At 67.4% G+C, this 20,760-nt stretch carries 18 protein-coding genes and 1 pseudogene; 9 read left to right on the top strand and 10 right to left on the bottom strand.

From position 1 onward, the window contains the following. Positions 1 to 40 precede the first annotated feature (40 nt). Positions 41 to 253, top strand: coding sequence for a DUF1059 domain-containing protein (locus tag QEP15_RS01410; protein WP_056319388.1), 213 nt, complete (start codon positions 41 to 43; stop codon positions 251 to 253). A 93-nt stretch (positions 254 to 346) separates the two neighbouring features. Here the strand turns inward: QEP15_RS01410 and QEP15_RS01405 are convergent, their stop codons facing one another. Beyond that, entirely contained in the window at positions 347 to 3,733 is a 3,387-nt protein-coding gene (locus QEP15_RS01405; protein ID WP_280148347.1) for a TM0106 family RecB-like putative nuclease, read from the bottom strand. Between the two features lie 261 nt (positions 3,734 to 3,994). Between QEP15_RS01405 and QEP15_RS01400 the strand changes: the two genes are divergently transcribed. After that, positions 3,995 to 4,771, top strand: coding sequence for a Sir2 family NAD-dependent protein deacetylase (locus tag QEP15_RS01400; RefSeq protein WP_108696259.1), 777 nt, complete (start codon positions 3,995 to 3,997; stop codon positions 4,769 to 4,771). 11 nt (positions 4,772 to 4,782) lie between these two features. Here the strand turns inward: QEP15_RS01400 and QEP15_RS01395 are convergent, their stop codons facing one another. Then, a complete protein-coding gene (locus QEP15_RS01395; RefSeq protein WP_280148346.1) occupies positions 4,783 to 5,835 on the bottom strand; it encodes a helix-turn-helix transcriptional regulator in 1,053 nt (350 codons plus the stop codon). 173 nt (positions 5,836 to 6,008) lie between these two features. Beyond that, positions 6,009 to 7,535 carry an EAL domain-containing protein gene (locus QEP15_RS01390; RefSeq protein WP_227741333.1) on the bottom strand — a complete coding sequence of 509 codons (1,527 nt, stop codon included), beginning with the start codon at positions 7,533 to 7,535 and terminating at the stop codon, positions 6,009 to 6,011. A 437-nt stretch (positions 7,536 to 7,972) separates the two neighbouring features. On the opposite strand from QEP15_RS01390, the gene QEP15_RS01385 reads away from it, so the two are divergent. The 3 genes and pseudogenes from QEP15_RS01385 to QEP15_RS01375 form a co-directional block, all read left to right on the top strand. Next, positions 7,973 to 8,905, top strand: a complete 933-nt coding sequence (locus tag QEP15_RS01385) for an N-carbamoyl-D-amino-acid hydrolase (protein WP_152385403.1) — start codon at positions 7,973 to 7,975, stop codon at positions 8,903 to 8,905. A 131-nt stretch (positions 8,906 to 9,036) separates the two neighbouring features. After that, positions 9,037 to 9,972 (top strand): bifunctional Delta(1)-pyrroline-2-carboxylate/Delta(1)-piperideine-2-carboxylate reductase, encoded by a 936-nt coding sequence (gene lhpI, locus QEP15_RS01380; RefSeq protein WP_152383195.1) that lies wholly within the window; start codon positions 9,037 to 9,039, stop codon positions 9,970 to 9,972. Continuing rightward, a pseudogene (locus QEP15_RS01375) lies at positions 9,957 to 10,178 on the top strand (alcohol dehydrogenase catalytic domain-containing protein); the annotation flags it as partial. The gene lhpI and the pseudogene QEP15_RS01375, both read left to right, overlap by 16 nt. A 40-nt stretch (positions 10,179 to 10,218) precedes the next feature. Here the strand turns inward: QEP15_RS01375 and QEP15_RS01370 are convergent. After that, the gene (locus QEP15_RS01370) at positions 10,219 to 11,154 is read right to left on the bottom strand and encodes a LysR family transcriptional regulator (protein ID WP_056319404.1); all 936 of its coding nucleotides are present in this window, start codon (positions 11,152 to 11,154) and stop codon (positions 10,219 to 10,221) included. Positions 11,155 to 11,250: 96 nt separating this feature from the next. Between QEP15_RS01370 and QEP15_RS01365 the strand changes: the two genes are divergently transcribed. Beyond that, entirely contained in the window at positions 11,251 to 12,471 is a 1,221-nt protein-coding gene (locus tag QEP15_RS01365) for an MFS transporter (RefSeq protein ID WP_280148345.1), read from the top strand. Positions 12,472 to 12,501: 30 nt separating this feature from the next. On the opposite strand, the gene QEP15_RS01360 is transcribed toward QEP15_RS01365, so the two are convergent. Further along, positions 12,502 to 13,395, bottom strand: coding sequence for a DUF4261 domain-containing protein (locus QEP15_RS01360; protein ID WP_152383193.1), 894 nt, complete (start codon positions 13,393 to 13,395; stop codon positions 12,502 to 12,504). A 96-nt stretch (positions 13,396 to 13,491) separates the two neighbouring features. Further along, positions 13,492 to 14,394, bottom strand: coding sequence for a LysR substrate-binding domain-containing protein (locus QEP15_RS01355; RefSeq protein ID WP_056319409.1), 903 nt, complete (start codon positions 14,392 to 14,394; stop codon positions 13,492 to 13,494). A gap of 124 nt (positions 14,395 to 14,518) precedes the next feature. Here QEP15_RS01355 and dkgB point away from each other — a divergent pair, with 124 nt between their 5' ends. After that, positions 14,519 to 15,322: a 2,5-didehydrogluconate reductase DkgB gene (gene dkgB / locus QEP15_RS01350; protein WP_152383192.1), complete on the top strand. Its 804-nt coding sequence runs from the start codon at positions 14,519 to 14,521 to the stop codon at positions 15,320 to 15,322. A 48-nt stretch (positions 15,323 to 15,370) separates the two neighbouring features. Here the strand turns inward: dkgB and QEP15_RS01345 are convergent, their stop codons facing one another. Next, entirely contained in the window at positions 15,371 to 16,282 is a 912-nt protein-coding gene (locus QEP15_RS01345) for a LysR family transcriptional regulator (protein WP_253854502.1), read from the bottom strand. A 120-nt stretch (positions 16,283 to 16,402) separates the two neighbouring features. On the opposite strand from QEP15_RS01345, the gene QEP15_RS01340 reads away from it, so the two are divergent. Next, complete coding sequence (locus tag QEP15_RS01340; RefSeq protein WP_152383191.1) at positions 16,403 to 17,395, top strand: Bug family tripartite tricarboxylate transporter substrate binding protein; 993 nt, start codon at positions 16,403 to 16,405, stop codon at positions 17,393 to 17,395. After that, positions 17,392 to 18,588, top strand: coding sequence for an amidase (locus QEP15_RS01335; RefSeq protein WP_280148344.1), 1,197 nt, complete (start codon positions 17,392 to 17,394; stop codon positions 18,586 to 18,588). Before QEP15_RS01340 ends, QEP15_RS01335 begins: the two co-directional genes overlap by 4 nt. A gap of 73 nt (positions 18,589 to 18,661) precedes the next feature. Here QEP15_RS01335 and QEP15_RS01330 read toward each other — a convergent pair whose 3' ends face one another. From QEP15_RS01330 to QEP15_RS01320, 3 genes are read right to left on the bottom strand one after another with little or no spacing between them, the layout of a single operon-like run. Further along, the gene (locus tag QEP15_RS01330) at positions 18,662 to 19,318 is read right to left on the bottom strand and encodes a DUF799 domain-containing protein (protein ID WP_062840052.1); all 657 of its coding nucleotides are present in this window, start codon (positions 19,316 to 19,318) and stop codon (positions 18,662 to 18,664) included. Then, a complete protein-coding gene (locus QEP15_RS01325; RefSeq protein WP_280148343.1) occupies positions 19,318 to 19,851 on the bottom strand; it encodes a DUF4810 domain-containing protein in 534 nt (177 codons plus the stop codon). Before QEP15_RS01325 ends, QEP15_RS01330 begins: the two co-directional genes overlap by 1 nt. Before the next feature lie 11 nt (positions 19,852 to 19,862). Then, positions 19,863 to 20,540, bottom strand: a complete 678-nt coding sequence (locus tag QEP15_RS01320; protein ID WP_180099615.1) for a CsgG/HfaB family protein — start codon at positions 20,538 to 20,540, stop codon at positions 19,863 to 19,865. Positions 20,541 to 20,760 lie beyond the last annotated feature (220 nt).

The raw sequence follows: 20,760 nt of genomic DNA, 5'->3' as shown, positions 1-20,760 counted from the left end.
CACGCAGCCCCTTTGCGGGACATGCGAGAAGGAGAGACTCATGACACGCAAGTACATCGATTGCCGCGAGTATCCGAGCGAGATGAACTGCTCGGTGGCCTTGTCCGCAGACTCGGACGAGGAACTGCTCGAAGCCGCGGTGCAGCACGCCACCACGGTGCACAAGCACGCTGACTCGCCTGAACTGCGCACGCAGCTCAAGTCTCTTTTCCACCACGGCACGCCGCCTGTCGAAGCGCCCCGCCGGGGCTGACGTCGCGGGCCGTTCGGGTCTTGCCGGCGGGCAGTCAGGCCTGCCGTCAAGGCCCGCCCTTCCCAGGCAGGCCCCGGCCCTTGGACCGGCGCGTTACCCCGCCTGACCGGCCTCGGCGACCCAGCACAGCGTGTTGACCAGCGCCATCTGCTCGGGCGTCTGGCATCGCACGGACAGCAGGGCGGGGCTGGCGACCAGGATCGCCAGCGACTTGGCCCGCGATACCGCCACATTCAGGCGGTTCCTGCTGAACAGGAATTCCATGTCGCGCGGCATGGTCTCGCCGCTGGAGGTGGCCATGGAAATGATCACCACCTGCGCCTCCTGGCCCTGGAACTTGTCCACGGTGCCCACCCGCGCGCCCTCGGGCAGCGCCTGCCGCAACGTATTGACCTGCACGTTGTACGGCGCCACCACCAGCACGTCGTCGGGCGTGATGGGCACCGCGCGGCCCGTCTTGTCCAGATAGCGCTGGCGCATCAGGCTGCCATACAGCGCGGCGACTTCGCGCGCTTCCTCGTCGCTGGACTGCGCATTGCCCTCGTGCACGACCGGCACGTACCGGATGCCGCTGGCGGCCAGTGCGTCCGCAGCGTCCGCGCCCAGCACCAGGCCCTGCCCGGCCGCCGATTCCGCGGCGCGCAGCCGGCCGTCGTAGATGGCGTCCGAAATGAAACCGCAGATCGCCGGGTGCATGCGGTACGAGGTGTCCAGGAAGATGCCGCGATCGGCCGCGATGGTGGCATGTCCGTTCAGCAGATATTCCAGCGTGGATTCGCCCGAGCGGCCCGGATGCGTGCCCTTGGTCGGCTGGCCCAGCTGCATCTGGTCGCCCAGCAGCACGATGTTGCGCGCGCATTGGCCCAGCGCCACCAGGTTCGCCAGACTGACCTGGCCTGCCTCGTCCACGAACAGGTAATCGAACTGCTGCTGAAAATCGGCCCGGCTAAAGAGCCACGCCGTGCCTGCCACCAGTTGATGGCGCGACAGGTCGATCTTGTCGTTGGCAAAGACGTCTTCGATGAATTCGCCGTTGAAACAGGAATCGTCGCCTTCCTTTCCCGACTTCTTCGCGCCCGTGAACGCCAGCCCCGCCTCGCGCGCCGCCTTTTCCAGGCCGGCGAGCAGGTTGTTGATGGCATGGTGGCTGTTGGACGTGACAGCGATGCGCTTGCCCTGGCGCAGCAGGTGTACCAGCACGCGCGACCCGGTGTAGGTCTTGCCCGCCCCCGGCGGCCCCTGCAGGAACAGCGTGGTCTCGTCCATGCGGCCGACGATGTCCACGACCTGGTCAACCAGGTTCGTGCCCGGATCGGCCAGCGGGGCGCCGGGCGCCACGCCGGCGATGCGCGGCGGTTCATGCCGCAGCAGCGCGTCCACCGCCCGGAACGGCGTGCTGGCGCCATCGGCCGACGCCAGCAGCGCATCGCCGTAGCGGAACATGGCATTGGCCAGTTCGTCGATGCTGACCGGCCTGCCCGGCCCGAGCGACAGGCGCTGCGGCGGCGCGGCCTTGCGCGACAGGGTGAAGGTGGCCACGCCGGCCCCCATGTCGACCGTCAGCCGGCTGATGGCCGGTCCGCCGCGCACGTCCGTACAGGACGATCCGGTGCGCAGCTTGGTCTGCTGCGCCGGGAAGCGGTAGGTGTAACGCAGCGATTGCGCCACAGGCTCGGGGGCCACGCTGTCGTCACGCACCAGCCCGCCCAGGCATTCGTTGTCTTCCACCTGCTCGGCCTCCGTCGCCTGCATGCGGGCGAACATCGCCCACCACTCGGGCTTCTGCTCGCGGCGGTGAAAGTCCAGCAACTGGTAGACCAGCGCGCGGTAGCGGTCGCGGCCGGACCAGTCCGCTTCGTCGGCCGGCAAGGGCCCGAGCAGCGCGGCGCGATACGGATCCAGACGCAGTTCGGCCTGAGTCTTTTCGCCGACCTGGAACCGGGCGGCATCGATCGCTTCCTGCGCATCGCGGCGGTTCGCCCAGGGCATGCCGTCAGGGCGCAGCGCGCACAGCCAGTCGCGCAGCTTGTACGTGGACAGCACATCGTCGCGGTTGTAGTCCGCAATGTCCTGCAGCAATTGCGCCTCGCCCGTGCGCTTCCAGCGTTCGTAATAGACGATGCTGGCGCCGGCGTTGGTCACGCCGCCCTCGCGCTGCGGCAGGTAGAAGTGTTCGATATTCTTGATCGAATAGCCCGGCTCGGACACGCGCACGCCTTCGCGCACGACCTGGTACAGGTCCACCAGCTTGTTCATGCGCAGCAGGTTGTCGACTTCGGCCTCGCGGGTGGCGTGAACCGACATCAGCCGCTTGATTGCCGTCGCCTCGTAAGGCGCGTAGTGGTAGATGTGCGCCTCGGGATGGCGGTGCAGGCGCGCCACCACGAAGTCGATGAAGGCTTCGAACGCCTGCTTTTCTTCGCTGCGGTTGTGCGCCCAGAACGGCACGAAGCGCTCCTGCCCGTCGTCGATGACGTACAGGCCAAACAGATATTCCAGCCCGCCTTCCTCGAGCGGATCGCCTTCCATGTCGAAGAACATGTCTCCCGGGTCCGGCTGCGGCATGCGTTCGAAACCGCGCGGCGCGGCATCGTCCGGGTCCTTGGCGATGCGGTCCCAGTGACGCCCCCCGTCGGTCCGGGCGCGCAACTGCAGCGCCGCCTGCGCCCGCAGCTTGTGCAGGATGGCGGGCTCCATGCGCGTCACGGCGGCGTCCGGCGCCGGCCTGCCCAGCTGCGCCAGCGTGCGGATGCCCTGGGCGTTCAGCTTGCGGATCTGCTGCCGCGTGATGTTGGCGACCAGCGACAGATGATCGTCTTGCACGCGGCGCGCCTTGCACAGCGGGTCCCACCGGCACTGGGCGCATTTCTCGCAAGGGTCGGGATAGGTGGCCGCATCGCCGCGCTTGTCCACGTGCGCCTCGAAACGGCGCATGACCTGGCGAAAATAATGCGCATAGTCGGCCACGCGCAGGGATACCTCGCGGCCGCTGCCCAGCACCACGTGCATGTACAGCGGCGCCGCGCCCTGCTCCAGGCCCAGCAGCCACGAATAGAACGAGAGCTGAATGGCGAATTTGGCGCGCGCCGAACGCGCCAGCTTGGTGTCGCTGGCCTCGTAGCTGTAGGCGCCCAGCCGCGACGGGCGCGCGGTCTTGAGCAAGAAATCGGCATGGCCGATATACCGGTCGTGACGAAACGCCGCCTGGTAGATCACGTCGGCGCCGTCCGCCATCGCCTCGCGCGTGCGGGCCAGACGCGCGGCCAGTCCGTCGCCCGCCTCGCTCACATCGACGATCCGCCGTCCGCTGGCGCGCAGGCGTTCCAGATACGCGCGTTCGTGGTCCAACCCTTTTTGCTGGATCAGTTCGAGCTGTTCGTCCTCTTCTGCTTGCGGCAACGGGTCGTCCAGATTGATCAGATCCAGCGTGGTGAGGTGCTCGCATTCCAGGAACGCCACCAGGTCGGAAGCGGAAAACAAAAGGCGGTCGCCGTTTTTTTGCATGGTGCGGGAAGGAGCCGGTGCGATGGCGGAGGCCAAGAATAGCAAATGAAGCTACGGCCATTATGCGGCCGGATAATCAAGTAATCGGCTGAAATACCGTCCCGAGTGATTCAACCCCTTTTTGTCCAAATACGCTCTCATAATCCGTTGTGTTTCAGAGAATGGAAGCGACATGCCTGGTTTGTTCGATACGATTATCTTCAGCCTTGATCGCACGGTATTTGACGGGCGGCTCGCATGAAACTTCGCACACTCGATATTCCCGATTCGCTCGTGCAACGGCTGCGCGACGCGCGCCTTGTCGTCGTGCTGACGGGATCGGGCCTGAACCCCGCCAGCCGTCTGCCGCAAAGCCGGGATGGCATGCGCGGGCTGTGGGCCCGCTACGACGCCGCGGCGCTCGCCACCGACGAGGGATTCCGCAAGGATCCGGCGCTGGTGTGGGCCTGGCACGAGGAACGGCGGCGCCGGGCGCTCGCCGCCACGCCCAACGCGGCGCACCGCGCGATTGCCGCGCTGGCCGAACGCTTGCCCGGCACATTCGTGGTGACGCAGAACGGCGACACGTTGCACGAACGCGCGGGCAGCCCGCGCATCCTGCACCTGCAAGGCCGGTTCGACCAGCCGCGATGTTCGGCCTGCGCCATGCCTCACACGCTGACGGCGCCGCCGGATGCGCCCGCGCGGCATGGCCCGTATCCCCCCGCGCCCGCCTGCCGCATCTGCGGCGGCCTGGTGCGCCCGGGCCGGTTGTGGCACGGCGAGGCCCCCGCGCCCGCGGTGTGGCGGGTGGCCAAGGGACTGGCGGCCAACGCCGATCTGGTCCTGACGGCTGGCACGTCATGCCAGACGTCCGCGGCGGCCGAACTCTGCTACGAGGCGATGGGATACGGCGCGCAGCTTGTGCAGGTCAATCCCAACCCCACGATGCTCGATCGCGTGGCCAGCCACAGCATCAGGGGTCCGGCCGAAAAGGTGCTGCCGCTGCTGCTGGCGCGCGCGTGGCCCGGATGATGCGGGGCGGGCTAGAGGTAGCGGCGCGCCAGTTCGCGCGCCTCGTGGGCAAAGCGGTTGCGAATGGCCTCGGGTTCCAGCACCTCGATCGACGACGCGTGGCCGTGCAGCAATTGCCACAGCATGACGGATGGGCGCACGGTGGCCGTCAGCATGAAACCGTGCTCGTCCTCTTCGATCTGCTGATCGCCCGACAGCCAGAACTCGCGCAGCGGATGGCGGCGCCGGCGGCCGTCGTCCATCATGGGCTCGGCGGCGTGCAGCCGGATCCGGGTTTCCTCGCCCGGATCGAAGTTCAAGGCTTCCTCGCGGCGCACGAAGTCCTGCAGGTCGAACGTGGGGTCCGGATCGGCCGGCTCGTCCAGCAGCCGCACCTCGGACAGCCTGTCCATGCGGAACAGGAATCGCCTGCCAGGCTGGCTCGGCCCCCACGCCACCATGTACAGCACGCCCGCGCGGTCGACCATCGCCAGCGGCGTCATCACGTAAAGGCGCTCGGCTGGCGTCTTCTCGCCAAAGGGGGTGTTGCGAAATGACAGTTTGCGGTTGTAGTACAGCGCGCCGCTGACCTGGCGGTAGACCTCGGCGGACACCGTGGGCAGCACGATGGGATGCGTGCCGTCGATACGCAGGATCTTGCGCGCCCAATCATGCGCCGGTCCGATCGCGGGCTGGGAGCGATGCGTCTGCAGATATCGCCACGCGCTGTCGAAGGTGGCTTCCAGGTCGTCCAGCACGACGGCCGGCAGGTGGCGGTCGGCCACCTGCTTGAGCGCGCACATGGCCATCGCCATGTTGGCGTTCATGTTCTGGATGTGGAAATCGGTGCGCCGCAGGGTGCGGTACCAGAGCTTGCCGCGGGTGGCGCCCGCACTGCCGACGCAATCGAGCTTGAGCAGCGTGCGGCGGATCTGCTTGTCGCCCGGCGCGGGGTTCAGCAGCATCGCGAGCCGGTTGCGGATTTCCGCCATGCCCATGCCCCTCTCCATCGCTTCGGCCTCTTCATCCTCGACATACGGCAGGATGCGCAGCAGGTTATCGACAAGCGTATGGTCCAGTCCCATGGCAGATACAACAAATTAACCCGTTAAACAACGCAGGCATTCTATCTGCAAAACCGGCCAATAATAATTTGGTGCGGTAAAGATAATGCCGGCGGCGCGCCAGGATGGGGCTTCGGATTATGTCGGCTGTGCGCAAAATAAAATAGACATTCGACAAATCTGCCGCCAGCCTGTCACTCGGCGACGATGTCGCTCAAGGGCACCGGCCGGCCGAATAGCCAGCCCTGGCCGACCGCCGCGGGCTGGCGTTCAAGCAGATAGCTGGCCTGCGCTTCGGTTTCGATGCCCTCGATGATGAGGTTGATGCCCAGCTCGCGCGAGATGGCAATCACGTGGTCCACGATCAGGGTGCCCGCTTCCTCCTCGCCGATGGCGGTGGTGAAGCTGCGGTCCAGCTTGATCGCGTCGGCCTGCAGTTCGGCCAGGTAGTTCAGGTTCGAATGGCCCGTGCCGAAATCGTCGATGAATACCTTGAAGCCCTTGCCGCGCAATGCCTTGACCATCGCCAGCACGTGGCCGTCGGACAACGGCGTGCCCTCGGTAATCTCCAGCGCCACATTGGCGGGCATCAGGCCGCGCTCGCTGACCGCGTCCATCAGGAAGTTCCGGTAGCCCGCGTCCTTCAGGTCAGCCGCCGACACGTTGATGCTGACGTAGAGCGCCGGGTTCTCCCGAAGGCGTTCGTGCAGATCGCGCAGCGCCTGCGACGTCACCAGCCGCGACAGCGCGCGGCCCAGTCCCATCGCCTCGGCCAGCGGCACGAACAGGATCGGCGAGACGTCGCGGCCGCGGGCGCGCCAACGGGCAAGCGCCTCGAAGCCGGCCAGTTGCCGCGTGGCGAGCTGGCGCAGCGGCTGGTAGTGGACCTGGATGTCGCCGGCCAGGATGGCCTTGCGCAGTTCGGTCCGGGCGCTGCCCGCGTGCAGGCGCCACATGACGCAAAGGCCGGCCAGGAAGGCAAGCGCCAGGGCGCCGACGACCGACATCACCATCGCGGGAAGCTGGAACCAGGCGTCGGACCGCAGCCGGGACACGACGCAGATGTCCGGGCCGCCATCCGGCGCGCACAGCCAGGCGCGGCGCTCGGGCGCGAAGCCGAGACCGTCGCCGGCATCCCCATCGGCGGGCACGTCCAGATCGTGCGCGCGGCCGAAGCGCCGGTACACGTGGCTGCCGTCACGCGTCACGATTTTGGCGTCGATGCCCGAGCCCGGTTCGGGAAAACCGTCGAACGCGCCCGGCGCCGTGAACACAATGACGTCGCGCAGTGAAGCCATGTCGCCGATGATGCGGCGGTCGACGATATTGGCCGCGCCCACCCAGAGCTGCAGTCCGCTGGACACCGTGAACGCCGGCGGCGGCAGGGCCAGCGGCTCGGGCAGCTTGCCCCAGGCGGCCGAGCAACGCAGCATGCCGCCCAGCGTGCGGCCGATGTCGCGGATGTAGGTGGAATTGAAGAGCAGCACGCGCAGGGTCGCCACGTCCGACTCCGAACACAGGGCGCCGCCCTGCGTGGCCGCGGCCATGAGGCGGTGGCCCTCCTGCGCCACGCGCAGGGCGTGCGCCAGCAGCCGGGCGTTATGCCCGGCAAGCCTGTCGTCGGCCTGATTCAGCTCGATCTGGCGTCCAGCCAGCACCCCCGCGAGGAATCCAAGCGCCGACAACAACAACACGAAAGCCGCAATTCTGGGACGTGACATGGGGACCGGTGACACATGGGCGGCGCGTGGTAAGTCATTCTGCGCGTAAGGCAATGTAACCGAAGAATCACATCCTTAAACGGGAAATTCACCCCTGCAGACCCGTCAATTGTGGCTTTCGAAACGGGGCCCCGCCCCACACGCCGCCCTCGCCAGAATCCCGGCCTGCGTGGCTTGGCGGCCCCTACTACGGGGAAACCCGATATCAGAATTTGCGCGACGCCCATGATCCCGCGTTATGCACAGGTACGGACCCGCCCGGGGCCATGCCGAAATTTTCCAGGCAGATCAACGGGTTGCATCGGCGCCCGCGGCCGGCTGCGCGCGCCCCGCGCGCGCTCGGGCGCGGTATCGGATCGGCTCGGACCCGGGCATGCTTGCCGCCTTCGGCCTTTCTTCTGGAGATTTCTGTGACCCCCTCTTCCCCGTCCCGCAAAATGGGCCTGGCCGTCGCTCAGATGGGCGCCGTCAATCTTGCCGATTCCCGCGCGGCGGTCGTGCGCCGTCTCGTCGAGATGATGCGCGAAGCTGCCGCCCGCCAGGCGGAATTCGTCGTGTTTCCCGAGCTGGCGCTGACGACGTTCTTTCCCCGCTACTGGATGGACGACGCCGAGGCGGTGGAGCGCTACTTCGAGAAGAGCATGCCCAACGCCGACGTGCAGCCGCTGTTCGACACGGCGCGCGAGCTGGGCATCGGCTTTTACCTGGGCTATGCCGAACTGACGCCGCAAGGCCGCCAGTTCAACACCGCGATCCTCGTGGACCGCAGCGCCAAAATCATCGGCAAGTACCGCAAGATCCACCTGCCGGGCCACTCGGACCACAAACCCGACGCCCCCTTCCAGCATCTGGAAAAGAAGTTCTTCGAAGTCGGCGACCTGGGCTTTGGCGTTTGGGAAACCAACGACGTGAAGATCGGCATGTGCCTGTGCAATGACCGGCGCTGGCCCGAGACCTACCGCGTCATGTCGCTGCAAAGCGCCGAGCTGATCGTGCTGGGCTACAACACGCCGTCGTTGAACATTCACTGGAACGAGCCCGCGCACCTGCGCACCACCACGCACGAGATCGTGCTGCAGGCCAGCGCCTACCAGAACGCGGTGTGGATCGGCGCGGCCGCCAAGTGCGGCTTCGAAGACGGTCATCACATGATCGGCAGCTCGATGATCGTGGCGCCGTCCGGCGAGATCGTGGCCCGCGCAAGCGGCGAGGAAGACGAGGTGATCACCGCCCGCATCGACCTCGCGCTGGGCCAGACGTTCCGCGACCACGTCTTCAATTTCGCCAAGCATCGCAGCCCGCATCACTACAAGCTCATCGTCGAGCGCACCGGCGCGGGCGACCCGCTGCCGCGGCCCGACGCCGACTGAGGCCGAGAGCGGCTTGCCCTACCCGAGATTGCCCGCGCCACCGCGGGCAATTTCTTTTGGGTGCCGCCGCCTTCGCGCTGCTAGACTGCCCGGTGGCCCCTTGATTGACCAACCATGCAGGCAACGATCCGATGCGCTTAATCGACACCGAGCAGACCCGCAACGCCCTGTCCTTCGACACCGTCATTCCCGCCCTGCGGGACGCCTTCCGCGAAGGCGCCACGGTGCCCGCCCGCCACGTCCACGCCATCCAGTCCGGCAATGCGCACGGCACCTCGCTCATCATGCCCGCGTGGAGCGAACGCGGATATTTCGGCGTGAAGATCATCAACATCTTCCCTGACAACACGCATCAGGGCCTGCCGGGCCTGCACGCCACCTACAACCTGTACAGCGCCAGGACGGGCGTGCCGGTCGCGCACGTGGACGGCGACATCGTCACGGTGTACCGCACCGCCGGCGCCGCCGCGCTGGGCGCGGACTACCTTGCCCGCGCCGATGCCCGCACGCTGCTCATCGTGGGTTCCGGACGCATCGCGGGACTGGTGGCGCAGGCCATGCGCACGGTACGCCCGATCGAGCGCGTGCTGGTCTGGAACGTGCGGCCGGCGGGCGCCGAGGCGTTGGCAGCCCGCCTGCGCGGCGAGGGCTTCGATGCGCAAGCCGTGACCGACCTTCAGGCCGCCACCGGCCAGGCCGACATCGTCAGCTGCGCCACGCTGTCCACCGAACCGCTCATCCGCGGCGCGTGGCTGCGGCCCGGCACGCACCTGGACCTGATCGGCAGCTTCAAGCCCGAGATGCGCGAGACCGACCCGGCCTGCTTTGACGGCACCACGGTCTACGTGGACACCGACGAAGCGCCCACCAAGTCCGGCGACCTGCTGTCGGCGTTCGAGGCCGGCGTGCTGACGCGCGAGGGCATCGCCGGCAATCTGCACCAGCTGGCCGCGGGCGAACGTCCGGGCCGAAGCAACGATCAGGAAATCACGGTGTTCAAGGCGGTGGGCAGCGCGCTGGAAGACCTGACGCTGGCGACGCTGGTGTACGAATCCGTGAAGGACTGAAAGCCGGGCCCGGCGAAGCGCAGCTGCGCCAGACGGCCATCGGTTTCAACTACATCGACATCTACCAGCGCGCGGGCAAGTATCCGCTGCCCACGCCCACGGGGCTGGGCCATGAAGCGGCCGGCGTGATCGAGGCGGTGGGCGAAGGCGTGACGGACCTGCGCGTGGGCGACCATGTGGTCTACATGAACGCCGTCACCGGCGCCATCGTCATCACGCCCTGACCGGCAGGCGCGACGGCCGGCGTCAGTGTCCGGCCAGCTCCATCGGCAGATGCTCGCGCATGATCTCGATGAAACGCCGCAGCCGCGCCGGCTGAAAGCGCGACGGCGCATAGACCAGAAAAACGGGCAGGGCGTCGGCGCGCCATTGCGGCGCCAGGTGCACGAGACGGCCGGCAGCCAGATCGTCCTGCATGGCCCACGCGGATCCCAACGCCACGCCCAGCCCCTGGATGGCCGAATTACGCAGCGCGTGCAGGCCGTCGGTGGACAGGCGCGGCTGGATATCGAAGCTTTGCCTGTCGCCGCTGCCGCAATGCGTCAGGGTCACCTCGGTGCGATAGAAGGTGCGCAGCGCCAGCCACGGCAGTCGCGCCAGTTCCGGCGGATCCTGCGGCACGGGCCCGCCGGCAAGCAGGTCCGGCGAGGCCACGACGATGCGCGGCACCTCGCCCAGCTTCACGGCGATCACCGACGGATCCGTCACGGCCCCGACCCGGATCGCGCAATCGACGTTTTCGGCGATAAGGTCCGGCATGCGGTCGTGCAGCAGCCATTCCACCCGCATGTTCGGATAGCGCTTCAGGTACTTGGCCAGCGGTTCGATGAACTGGTCCTGGCCGAACACGTGCGGCGCCACCACGCGCAGCATGCCGGCGGGCTCGTCGCCCGCGCCGCGCACCTCGCTTTCGAATGATTGAAAGGTGGCGAGCAGCTCCTTGCCGCGTTCATAGCAGCGCTGCCCGTCTTCGGTCAGGCGGATGGCGTGGGTGGAGCGCTTGAGCAGCCGCACGCCCATCGTGCGTTCCAGCAATTGCAGACGGCGGCTGACGGTGGGTTGCGTGCCGCCCATCTGGGCGGCGGCCGCCGACAAGCTGCCGGCCTCGACGATGCGCACGAAGGTTTCGATGAGCAGCATGCGGTCGGTGCCGGCGGCAACGGGGAGAGCGGGGGTGGTCATACGCCTATCGTATAACGGATGTACCCGAAGGTCGGCTACCAAAACCAGGGGTGAAAGCCCAGAATTTGCCCCGTACCAATGCCACCGGACACGACCATGTCATCCCCCATTTCCCACCCCTCCCTATCGCGCGGCCTGGTTTTCCTGCTGGCCGTGGGCGCCGGCCTGGGCGTCGCTTCCCTTTACTACAGCCAGCCGATGCTCGGCGTGCTGGGCGCGGACATCCACGCCAGCGCCGAGACGCTGGGCTGGATTCCGACGCTGACGCAGCTGGGCTACGCGTTCGGCATCCTGATGCTGGCGCCTTTGGGCGACCGGTATGACCGCAAGCGCATCATCCTGGTCAAGGCCGCCGTGCTGAGCCTGGCGCTGCTTCTGGCCGGCGCGTCGCCCACGATCGGACTGCTGCTGGCCGCCAGCTTCGCCATCGGCCTGTCGGCCACGCTGGCCCAGGACATCGTGCCGGCCGCCGCCCACCTGGCGCCGGCCGAGCAGCGCGGCAAGATCGTCGGCACCGTCATGACGGGCCTCTTGCTGGGCATCCTGCTGTCGCGGGTGGTCAGCGGCTTCGTGGCCGAACAGTTCGGCTGGCGCATGATGTTCGCGGCCGCCGCCGTCAGCATCGTTGCGCTGGGCGCAGCCCTGTGGCGCGGCCTGCCGAGTTTCGAACCGTCGACGCGGCTGGCCTACAGCGCGTTGCTGGGCTCGCTGCTGACGCTGTGGCGCCAGCATCCCGGCCTGCGCCGCGCCGCAACCGCGCAGGGCCTCTTGTCGCTGGGGTTCAGCGCCTTCTGGTCGACGCTGGCCGTGATGCTGCATGACGCGCCGTTCCACCTGGGCGCGGGCGCCGCGGGCGCGTTCGGCCTGGCTGGCGCCGCGGGCGCCCTGGCCGCGCCGCTGGCGGGCCGCGTGGCCGACACGCGGGGCCCGCTGGCCGTGGCCAGCCTGGGCGCCGGCCTGACGATGGTGTCGTTTGCCGCCATGATCTTCCTGCCCTTCCTGCCCCCGCACGCCGCGCTGTGGCTGATCGGCGGCGCCGCCGTCGGCTTCGACCTGGGCATCCAGACCTCGCTGATCGCGCATCAGAGCATCGTCTACGGCATCGACCCGGCCGCCCGCAGCCGCCTGAACGCCATCCTGATGACGGGCGTCTTCATCGGCATGGCCGCCGGTGGCGCACTGGGCAGCCTGGCGCTGGCCCACTGGGGCTGGACCGGCGTGACGCTGACCGCCGCCGGCGCCGCAGCCGCCGCCCTGGCCCTGCGCTTGTGGCCCGCCAATAACCGCAACGGCGAGGCCAGCCGCTACGCGGCGTGAGGATCCCGGGCTGGCGCCGCTTCGCGGTGCTTAACCTGGCGTATTGATCTGGTCGGCCGAGATGATCTCGGCCACCAGCACCTGCCCCGGGCCGTCCAGGAAATACTCTTCCTTGGCCGGCTCGCGCAGCTTCATGTAGGCGTCCTCGCCGATCTGCATGGTGTGGCCGGCGGCCAGTTCGGCGCCGCTTTCCAGCATGTAGCTCATGATGTTGTTGAACGTCGTCGAGTAGACCTCGCCTTCGTCGTGCCCTGCCGCCAGCGCGGCGAAGTCCGGCAGGCCGAAGGCATCGCCGCCATACGTGCGCATCCATACGCCCTGCACGCCTTCGACTTCATACTTCACGAAACCGCAATACAGCATGTTCAGCGGCAGCGTGCGCAAGAGGTCCATGCTTTCCTCGCCCAGCGACTCGGCGGCGAACACGCCGGCTGGAAGCGACGTGTGCGCATGCTCGTTCAGGACCGCCAGCGCCTTGAAACCGGTCAATGCGCCGGCCACCGCCGCCAGCGCCACGTACTGCTCCAAGGGATCGGTTTCGAATCCCGCGTAGTACAGGATGATGTGGCTGGCGTGGGCGCGGACCTCGTCCTTCATCGCGGCGGGATAGTGCGATGGCGCGACGCAGGTCTCGAGCGCATCCTTGGGATAGGGCGCATTGAAGCCCACCAGCCGCACGACGTGCTTGTCCCAGCCGGCCATGCCCAGGAATTCCGGCATGTCGGGCGCGATTTCCGCGCGCGCCTTGGCCATCGTCGGATGGTAGGCGCGCAGCGCATCGGCCAGCGCCGCCTCGGTGATCGCGAGCGGTTCGGCGAACAGGACCTGCAGGCTCAACGGCTGCGCAATGTCCGGGTTGGCCAACAGGGCGGCGGAATCGGCGGATTCCTCGTTGCGGCCGAAGAAGCGGGAGAAGATGCTCATACGTATCCAGGGTTCAACACAAAACGGGGACAGTATAAGGACGCGCCCCGCGCGCCTGCCGCCGGGGTCGCCATTGGATACATCTTCGTTGGTCCGCTATTCCTCGAAGCCGCGCGTACCCACCGTTTCGACCACGAAGTCGATGAAGGACTTGATGCGCGAGGAGATCGCCGTGTTCCGGTAGTACACCGCGTTGATCGGCTGCCGGACTTCAAGCAGCTGCTTCACGAAGAGCGGCTGCAGCGCGCCGCTTTTGCGGTCCGCGCGCGTCATGAAGTCGGACAGGCACACGATGCCGCCGTCGTTCAGCGCCAGCTGGCGCAGCGTCTCGCCGCTATAGGCGCGCACCTGCGGCTTGACGTGCACCGGCTGCCCGTCGGCATCGAGCAGCGGCCATTCGTTCAGCGCTTCCAGTTGCGCAAAGCCCAGCAACACGTGCGAGGCCAAGTCCGCCGCGCGGCGGGGCGTGCCGTGCCGCGCCAGATAACCCGGACTGGCCAGCACGCGCACCCGGCTCGTGCCCAAGGCCACCGCGTGCAGCGACGAGTCCTTCAATCGCCCGATCCGGAACGCCAGGTCGGTGCGCCGCTCCAGGAGGTCGATATTGCCTTCGTTGCTGGTCAGTTCCAGTTCCACCTGCGGATAGCGCGTGCGATAGGCCGGCGCCAGCGGCGCGATGACATGCAGCATGAAGGGCGAGGCCGCATCCACGCGCAAGAGGCCCGCGGGCTGGTTGCGCCGCAGGTTCATCAGCTCTTCGGCCTCCTCGACCGACGCAATGATGCGGCGCGCCTGCTCCAGGTAGGCCTTGCCTTCTTCGGTCAGCGCCAGACGCCGGGTCGTGCGCCGCATCAGCGTGGTCTGCAGCTTTTCTTCAAGCCGGCTCATGGTGCGGCTGGTGGCGGAAACGGTCTGGCCCAGCACCTCGGCGGCTGCGGTGATCGAGCCGCTGTCCACGATGGCGATGAAGACCTGCATTTCGTCGAGGGTGGTTTTCATAGTTGACGTTTTATCAAAAGTCTTTCGCCGATACCGGTATTTTTTTGCAAGGGTACGGCAGGCACACTACCGCCATCCCCGGACCTCTCCGGTCCGGCCCCAGTACATCCCCCAGGAGTTTTCCATGCCCATACCCGCCTTTGGCGTCGGCACCTTCCGCCTGCAAGGCCAGACCGTCATCGATTCCGTGCGCAACGCGCTGGACGTCGGCTACCGCGCGATCGACACGGCGCAGATCTACGAGAACGAGGCCGACGTCGGCCAGGCCATCGCGGAATCGAACGTGGCCCGCGCGGACCTCTACATCACCACCAAGATCTGGGTGCCCAACTACGCCAAGGACAAGCTCGTCCCCAGCCTGAAGGACAGCCTGGCCAAGCTGCGGACCGACTATGTAGACCTGACGCTGATCCATTGGCCCGCGCCGGACAACGGTGTGTCCGTCGACGAATTCATGACGGCGCTGGCCGAGGCCAAGGCGCAGGGCCTGACGCGCCAGATCGGGATTTCCAACTTTCCCATCGCCGAGACGCGGGCCGCCATCGCCGCCGTGGGCCGCGACCAGATCGCCACCAACCAGATCGAGCTCAGCCCCTACCTGCAGAATCGCAAGCTCACCGCGTTCCTGAAGGAAGCGGACATCCCGGTGACCTCGTACATGACGCTGGCCTACGGCAAGGTGCTCAAGGATCCGGTCATCGGCAAGATCGCGCAGCGCCACGCGGCCACGCCCGCGCAGGTCGCGCTGGCCTGGGCCTTGCAACTGGGTTATGCCGTGATCCCGTCCTCCACCAAGCGCGAAAACCTGGCCAGCAACCTGCTCGCCCAGGACCTGCGCCTGACGGACGAAGACATGGCGCAGATCGCCGCGCTGGAGCGCAACGGCCGCGAAGTCAGCCCGGACGGTCTGGCGGCGGACTGGGACTGAACCATCAGCACCGGCAAAGGCGCATGCAGCGCGCGCCATGCGCCGGCGTCACGACAGCGCCTTCTGGCGCGGCTGCTGCCTGGTGTCCCGCATGATCGCCACGAAAGCATCCACCGCGGGATTGCGGTGATCCGGGTGGCGCGCGGCAGCCAGTTCGGCGCGGAACGCGCCGCGCCCCCGGATGCCGACGTAGGCAAGGATGTCCATGCGCATCCGCGCCAGCGACGCCGGCACCACGGCCGCGCCAAATCCCGCTTCCACCAGCGTCAGGATCGTCGGAATCATGCTTTCCTGCACGATGTTCGCGGGCTTGCCGGCGGCTTCGATCATCTGCCGCAGCACCTGGCTGAAGTAACGCGACCGGTCGCGCGCATACCCCACGATCGGCAGATCCAGCACCTGCTCCATGGTCACCCAGCGTTTCGCCGCTAGCGGATGGCCGCGGCGCAGCGCCAGCACCATGGGCTCGGAGTACAGGGGCACGGGCGACAGGTCCGCATCCGCAAAAGGCGGACGCAAGAGAGCCAGGTCCAGCCGCCGCTGATGCAGCGCCTCGGGCATCTCGCTCGAATTCATTTCCTGCAGATCCAGCACCACACCCGGATAGCGCTGGCGGAACACGAACAGCGCCTGCGGCACGTTCGAATAGGCGGCGCTGGGCGTGAGACCAATCGTGAGCTGTCCGGCTTCGCCGCTGGCCGCCTGCCGCACGTGCCGCACCGTGGCGTCGTGTTCGGCGGCCATCTGCCGCACGCGGCGCTGCAGCTCGGCGCCGGCCGCCGTTAGTTTGACCGTGCGCGTGGTGCGTTCCAGAAGCTGCACGCCCAATTCCTCTTCAAGCTTGCGCACGCTTTGGCTCAGCGGAGGCTGGCTCAGATGCAGACGCTGCGCCGCGCGGCCGAAATGCAGCTCTTCGGCCACCACGGCAAACACCTGAAGCAGACGGCTGTCGATCAGCATTTATTTTCCTGGCGAATCAATAGCGGGAGAATAAGGTATTAGACATCCTAATGGCAGCTTCCTACCATGCAGGCACAATCCACGGGCCCATACTGCGGCCCTCATGACAAGGGAAATGCCATGCCTGCTGCGTCCTTCACCCTCAAGCTTCTGGCCGGCGCCTTCGCGGCCGGTCTCTGCCTCGCCTCGCCCGGCGCGCTGGCGCAAGCCGCCTATCCGGCGCAGGCAATCAAGTTCATCGTGCCGTACGCGGCCGGCGGCAGTTCCGACACGCGCTCGCGCCAGTTGGCGCAGAAGCTCAGCGATTCGCTGGGCGTGCCCGTCGTGGTCGACAACAAGCCCGGCGCCAGCGGCAACATCGGCACCGCGCAGATCGCGTCGGCCAAGCCGGACGGCTACACGATCGGCCTGGGCAACTTCGCGCCCATGTCAGTGAACAAAGCGCTCTACACGATGCCTTTCGATCCGGCCAAGGACATCGCGCCCGTGGCCCTGATCGAGCGGGGCCCGATGGCGCTGGGCGTCAGCAGCAAATCGCCTTATGCCGACCCCGCCGCGCTCATCCGCGATGCCAAGGCCAATCCGGAAAAGCTCAACTACGCCTCCACCGGCGCGGGCAGCGCCTCGCACTTGAGCACGGAACTGTTCAAGGAGCAGGCGGGCGCCAACGCGACCCACGTGCCGTACCGCGGCGGCGCGCCGGCCGTGAACGACCTGATCGCCGGTAACGTGGATTTCTACATCGAACTGCCCAGCCTGTTCCTGCCGCACGCGGCGGGCGCCGACGCCCGCATCAGGATGCTGGCCGTCGCCGCGGACAAGCGCGCCCCCGGCCTGCCGGACGTTCCCACCTTCAAGGAACTGGGAATGCCGGACATGGTGGTCTCGAACTGGTTCGGCGTGATCGCGCCCGCCGGCACGCCGCCGGACGTCATCAAGACGCTGAACGAGCACATCAACCGCGCCCTGCAGGACAAGCAGTACCGCGCCGTGGTGGAGTCGCAGGGTGGCGAGGTTGCCGGCGGCACGCCGGAGCAGTTCCGCGACTTCATTGCCAGCGAAAACGCGCGGTGGACGCAGTTGATCCAGCAAAAGCAGATCAAGGTTCAATGATGCAGGCAGCGCACGAAGCCCTTGCGCGCAGCAAGGCGGGGGATGCGCAGGTCCAGGCCTGGGTCTGCCTGGCCGACGAGGCCTGGGTCGCCGCGCCAGCCTGCCAGGGTCCGCTGGCCGGCGCTGCCTTCGGGGTCAAGGATGTGATCGACGTCGCCGGCCTGCCGACGCGCTCGGGCTCCGCTGCGGAATCGGCAGAACCGGCGCGGCGCGACGCAAGCTGCGTCTCGCAGTTGCGCGATGCCGGCGGGGTGCCCATCGGCAAGACGGTCACCGCCGAATACGCCTACGTCACGCCGGGCCCGACCCGCAATCCGCGCCACCTGGCGCATACACCGGGCGGATCCTCAAGTGGCTCGGCGGCGGCCGTCGCGGCGGGCATGGTCGACCTGGCGCTGGGCACGCAGACGGGCGGGTCCATGATCCGCCCCGCCGCGTTCTGCGGCGTGGTGGGGTTCAAGCCGACCTTCGGGAGGGTGCATCGGCAGGGCATGCACGTGCTATGCGATTCGCTGGACACCATCGGCTGGTTTACGCGCGACGTGAAACAGTCGCAAGCGGTGGCGTCCGTGCTGCTTCCCGGGTTGGCCGCGCATCGCCCGGACCGCCCGCCCCGAGTTGCGTTGCTGACCTGCAGCGCGATCGGCGACCTGAGCGGCGCCGCGCGGCGAGCGCTCAACGACTGCGCGGCCACGCTGCGCGAGCACGGCGCCCATATCGACGCGCCGGACGTGGACGCGGACCTGCAGGCGCTCCTGGATATCCACGCGCAAACCATGCTCGCTGAACTGGCGCGCGGCCTGCTGCCGGTGGTTCGCGGGTCGCAAGGCCATCTGCTGTCGCCGGCGCTGCGCACTGCGATAGACCGGGGGTTGGCCATTACCCATGCCGAGTACGCAGCGCTGCAGCAACGCCGCGCGCGGCTGGGCGGCGAGTGGCTCGAGCGCTTTGGCGGCGTGGACTTCATCGTCACCCCCAGCGCCCCGTCCGAGGCGCCCGAAGGCACGCGATCGACAGGCTCGTCGCTGTTCAACCGCGTATGGTCGCTGTTGGGCTGGCCGGCGTTGCACCTGCCCACCGCGCATGCGGACAACGGTTTGCCGGTGGGCGTGCAGTGGGTGGCGCGAACCGACGAGGATCAGGCCCTGCTTGGCTGGGCCCGGAAACTGCACCCGCTCGTGCAGCGCACTTGATCTCCCGGGCGTCGAAACAAAATCGCCCGCGCGCCGAAACTGGCGCGCGGGCGTAAGCCGTCATCCGGCGGGTTTACTGAGCTTCGTAGCGCGGCGAGCGCGGTCCGTACAGGATGCCGCCAGGGGTGCCGGCGCTGAGCAGCAGGTTGTTCGTCATGCCGGCCACGCTGTAGCTGCGATCCGTCAGATTGTTGATCACCTGATCCACCACGGCCTGCACCAGCATGCCGATCAGGCCGCCGTTGCTGTTGTTGTTGGCGTGCACCACCTGCTTCGTGCCGCTCCACAGCTTGGCGCCGTTGCGCAGGTCGAGCAGTTCCGCGTCGATCGAGACCGTGACCGTGCTGGACAGGACCGCGTAGCTGGACCCGTACTGCTTGACGGTCATGTACAGCGCCGCATCGGCGCCGAAGATCTCGCGCAGCTTGACGGCCGGCAGTTCATGGATGTCGTCGGGCGAGGTCAGGCCATTCTGTTTGAAGGTCTCTTCCATGACGCCGACCGGAATCACGTAATAGCCGGATTCAGCGAGCGGGCGCGTGGCCTGCGAGAGCACGGCCGAGGTGGCCGCCACGTCCACCGACGTGTTCAGCGGCGGCAACACCAGGATCGACGCCGGCTTGCTTTCGCGAAACGCGGTGTAGTCGACATGCTTCTGCGGCGGCGCCACGCAACCCGTCAACAGCGCCGCGAGGGCCACGAGGCCGGCGCGCATGAGTGTGTGCATCATCACGATCCTTTCTTCAACGTGCCAGCTTCGGCAGGCGCGGCGGGGTTGGCGGCGGGGTTGGCGGCGGCGGGGCTGGCGGTAGTGGGCGACCCGCCGGCGGGCGCCCCCGCTGGCAAGCCCTCGCCCGTTGCGGCGACGGTCTGCGGCTTGCCCGCGTTGCGCAGCAGGAAGTCCATGAACGGCGCGGCTTCCGGGAAGGCGGCCTTCTCGCCCTGCATTTGCTCGACGCCCTTGTCGCCGTCGCCCATCTTCAGGTAGAGCATGCCCAGATGCGCGCGAAAGCCGGGCGGCAGCTCGGCGTTGGCCGCGCGCGCCGTCTCGATGTTCTTCTCCATGGCGAGCGTCTGCGTCGCGTAATCGCCGCCGTCGTCCTTCAGGTACGCGTAGACCGAGCCCTCGTAGGACTGCCAGCTATACATGGACTTGGGCTGCTGCACGCAGGCCGACAGCACGCCGGCCAGGCCCACGATGGCCAGTGCGCGGACGACGCGCGCGCATGTGGCGCCGCCGCGGGGATTGAAATTGTTTGCCATGCGCGCCTCCGTCAGTTGCGTGCGGGCTGCCAGGCGCCCTGCTCGATGCCGTCGACCAGACGGTCCACGGCTTCACGGATGGCCAGGTCCAGCACCTTGCCGTTCAGGGTGGAGTCGTAGCCGGCCGTGCCGCCAAAACCGACGACTTCGCGGTTGGACAGGCTGTATTCGCCGGCGCCCGAGGCGGAATAGACCACTTCCGAGGTCGTCGCATCCACCACGTTCAGGTCGACCTTGGCGTAAGCCACCTGCTCCTTGCCGCGGCCCAGGATGCCGAACAGTTGCTGGTCGCCGGTGACCTTGCGGCCGAAGGCCGTCACATCGCCCGTGACGACGTAGCGCGCGCCCTTGATCTGCGCGGCCTTCTTGTTGAACGCGGCTTCCTGGGCGATTTCGGACAGGTTGTCGCGGTCCATCACCTGGAATCGGCCGCTGCGCTGCAGGTGGCTGACCAGGATCGTCTTGGCTTGGCCGCCCAGCCGGTCCACGCCATCCGAGAACACGCCGCGCAGGTAGTTGGTGCGGTTGTCGAACTTGCCGACCGAAATGGGGCTGCGCACGCCCGCGTAGGGCTTGCTGGCGGCGGCGACGGCCGGCACGGCCAAGGCTTGCGAGCGCTCGGTCGCGCAGCCGGCCATCACACCCGACAACAACGCCAGTGCGCCGAGCTTCATCGCCTTGTTCAACATCGTTCTCTGGTAAAGCGCCACTTCTTCACTCCCGTTACGCGTGGGTCATCGAGGACGCGACGGTAGCAATGCCTCGAATCGGTTGAAATCGGACTGGGACGACATGCTCCGCGTTGCTCTGCGTGGCGCCCGTCCATCGAATGGAACGGGAAGTATAAGTACTGAATCACTTGGATACTATTTGAAATAAAGCCGAAGTTTGGGCGGTATTTGACGGCAA

The sequence above is a fragment of the Achromobacter mucicolens genome (assembly GCF_029866465.1).
Taxonomy (GTDB): Bacteria; Pseudomonadota; Gammaproteobacteria; order Burkholderiales; family Burkholderiaceae_B; genus Achromobacter; species Achromobacter mucicolens.
This window is presented reverse-complemented; position numbering and strand designations above follow the sequence as displayed.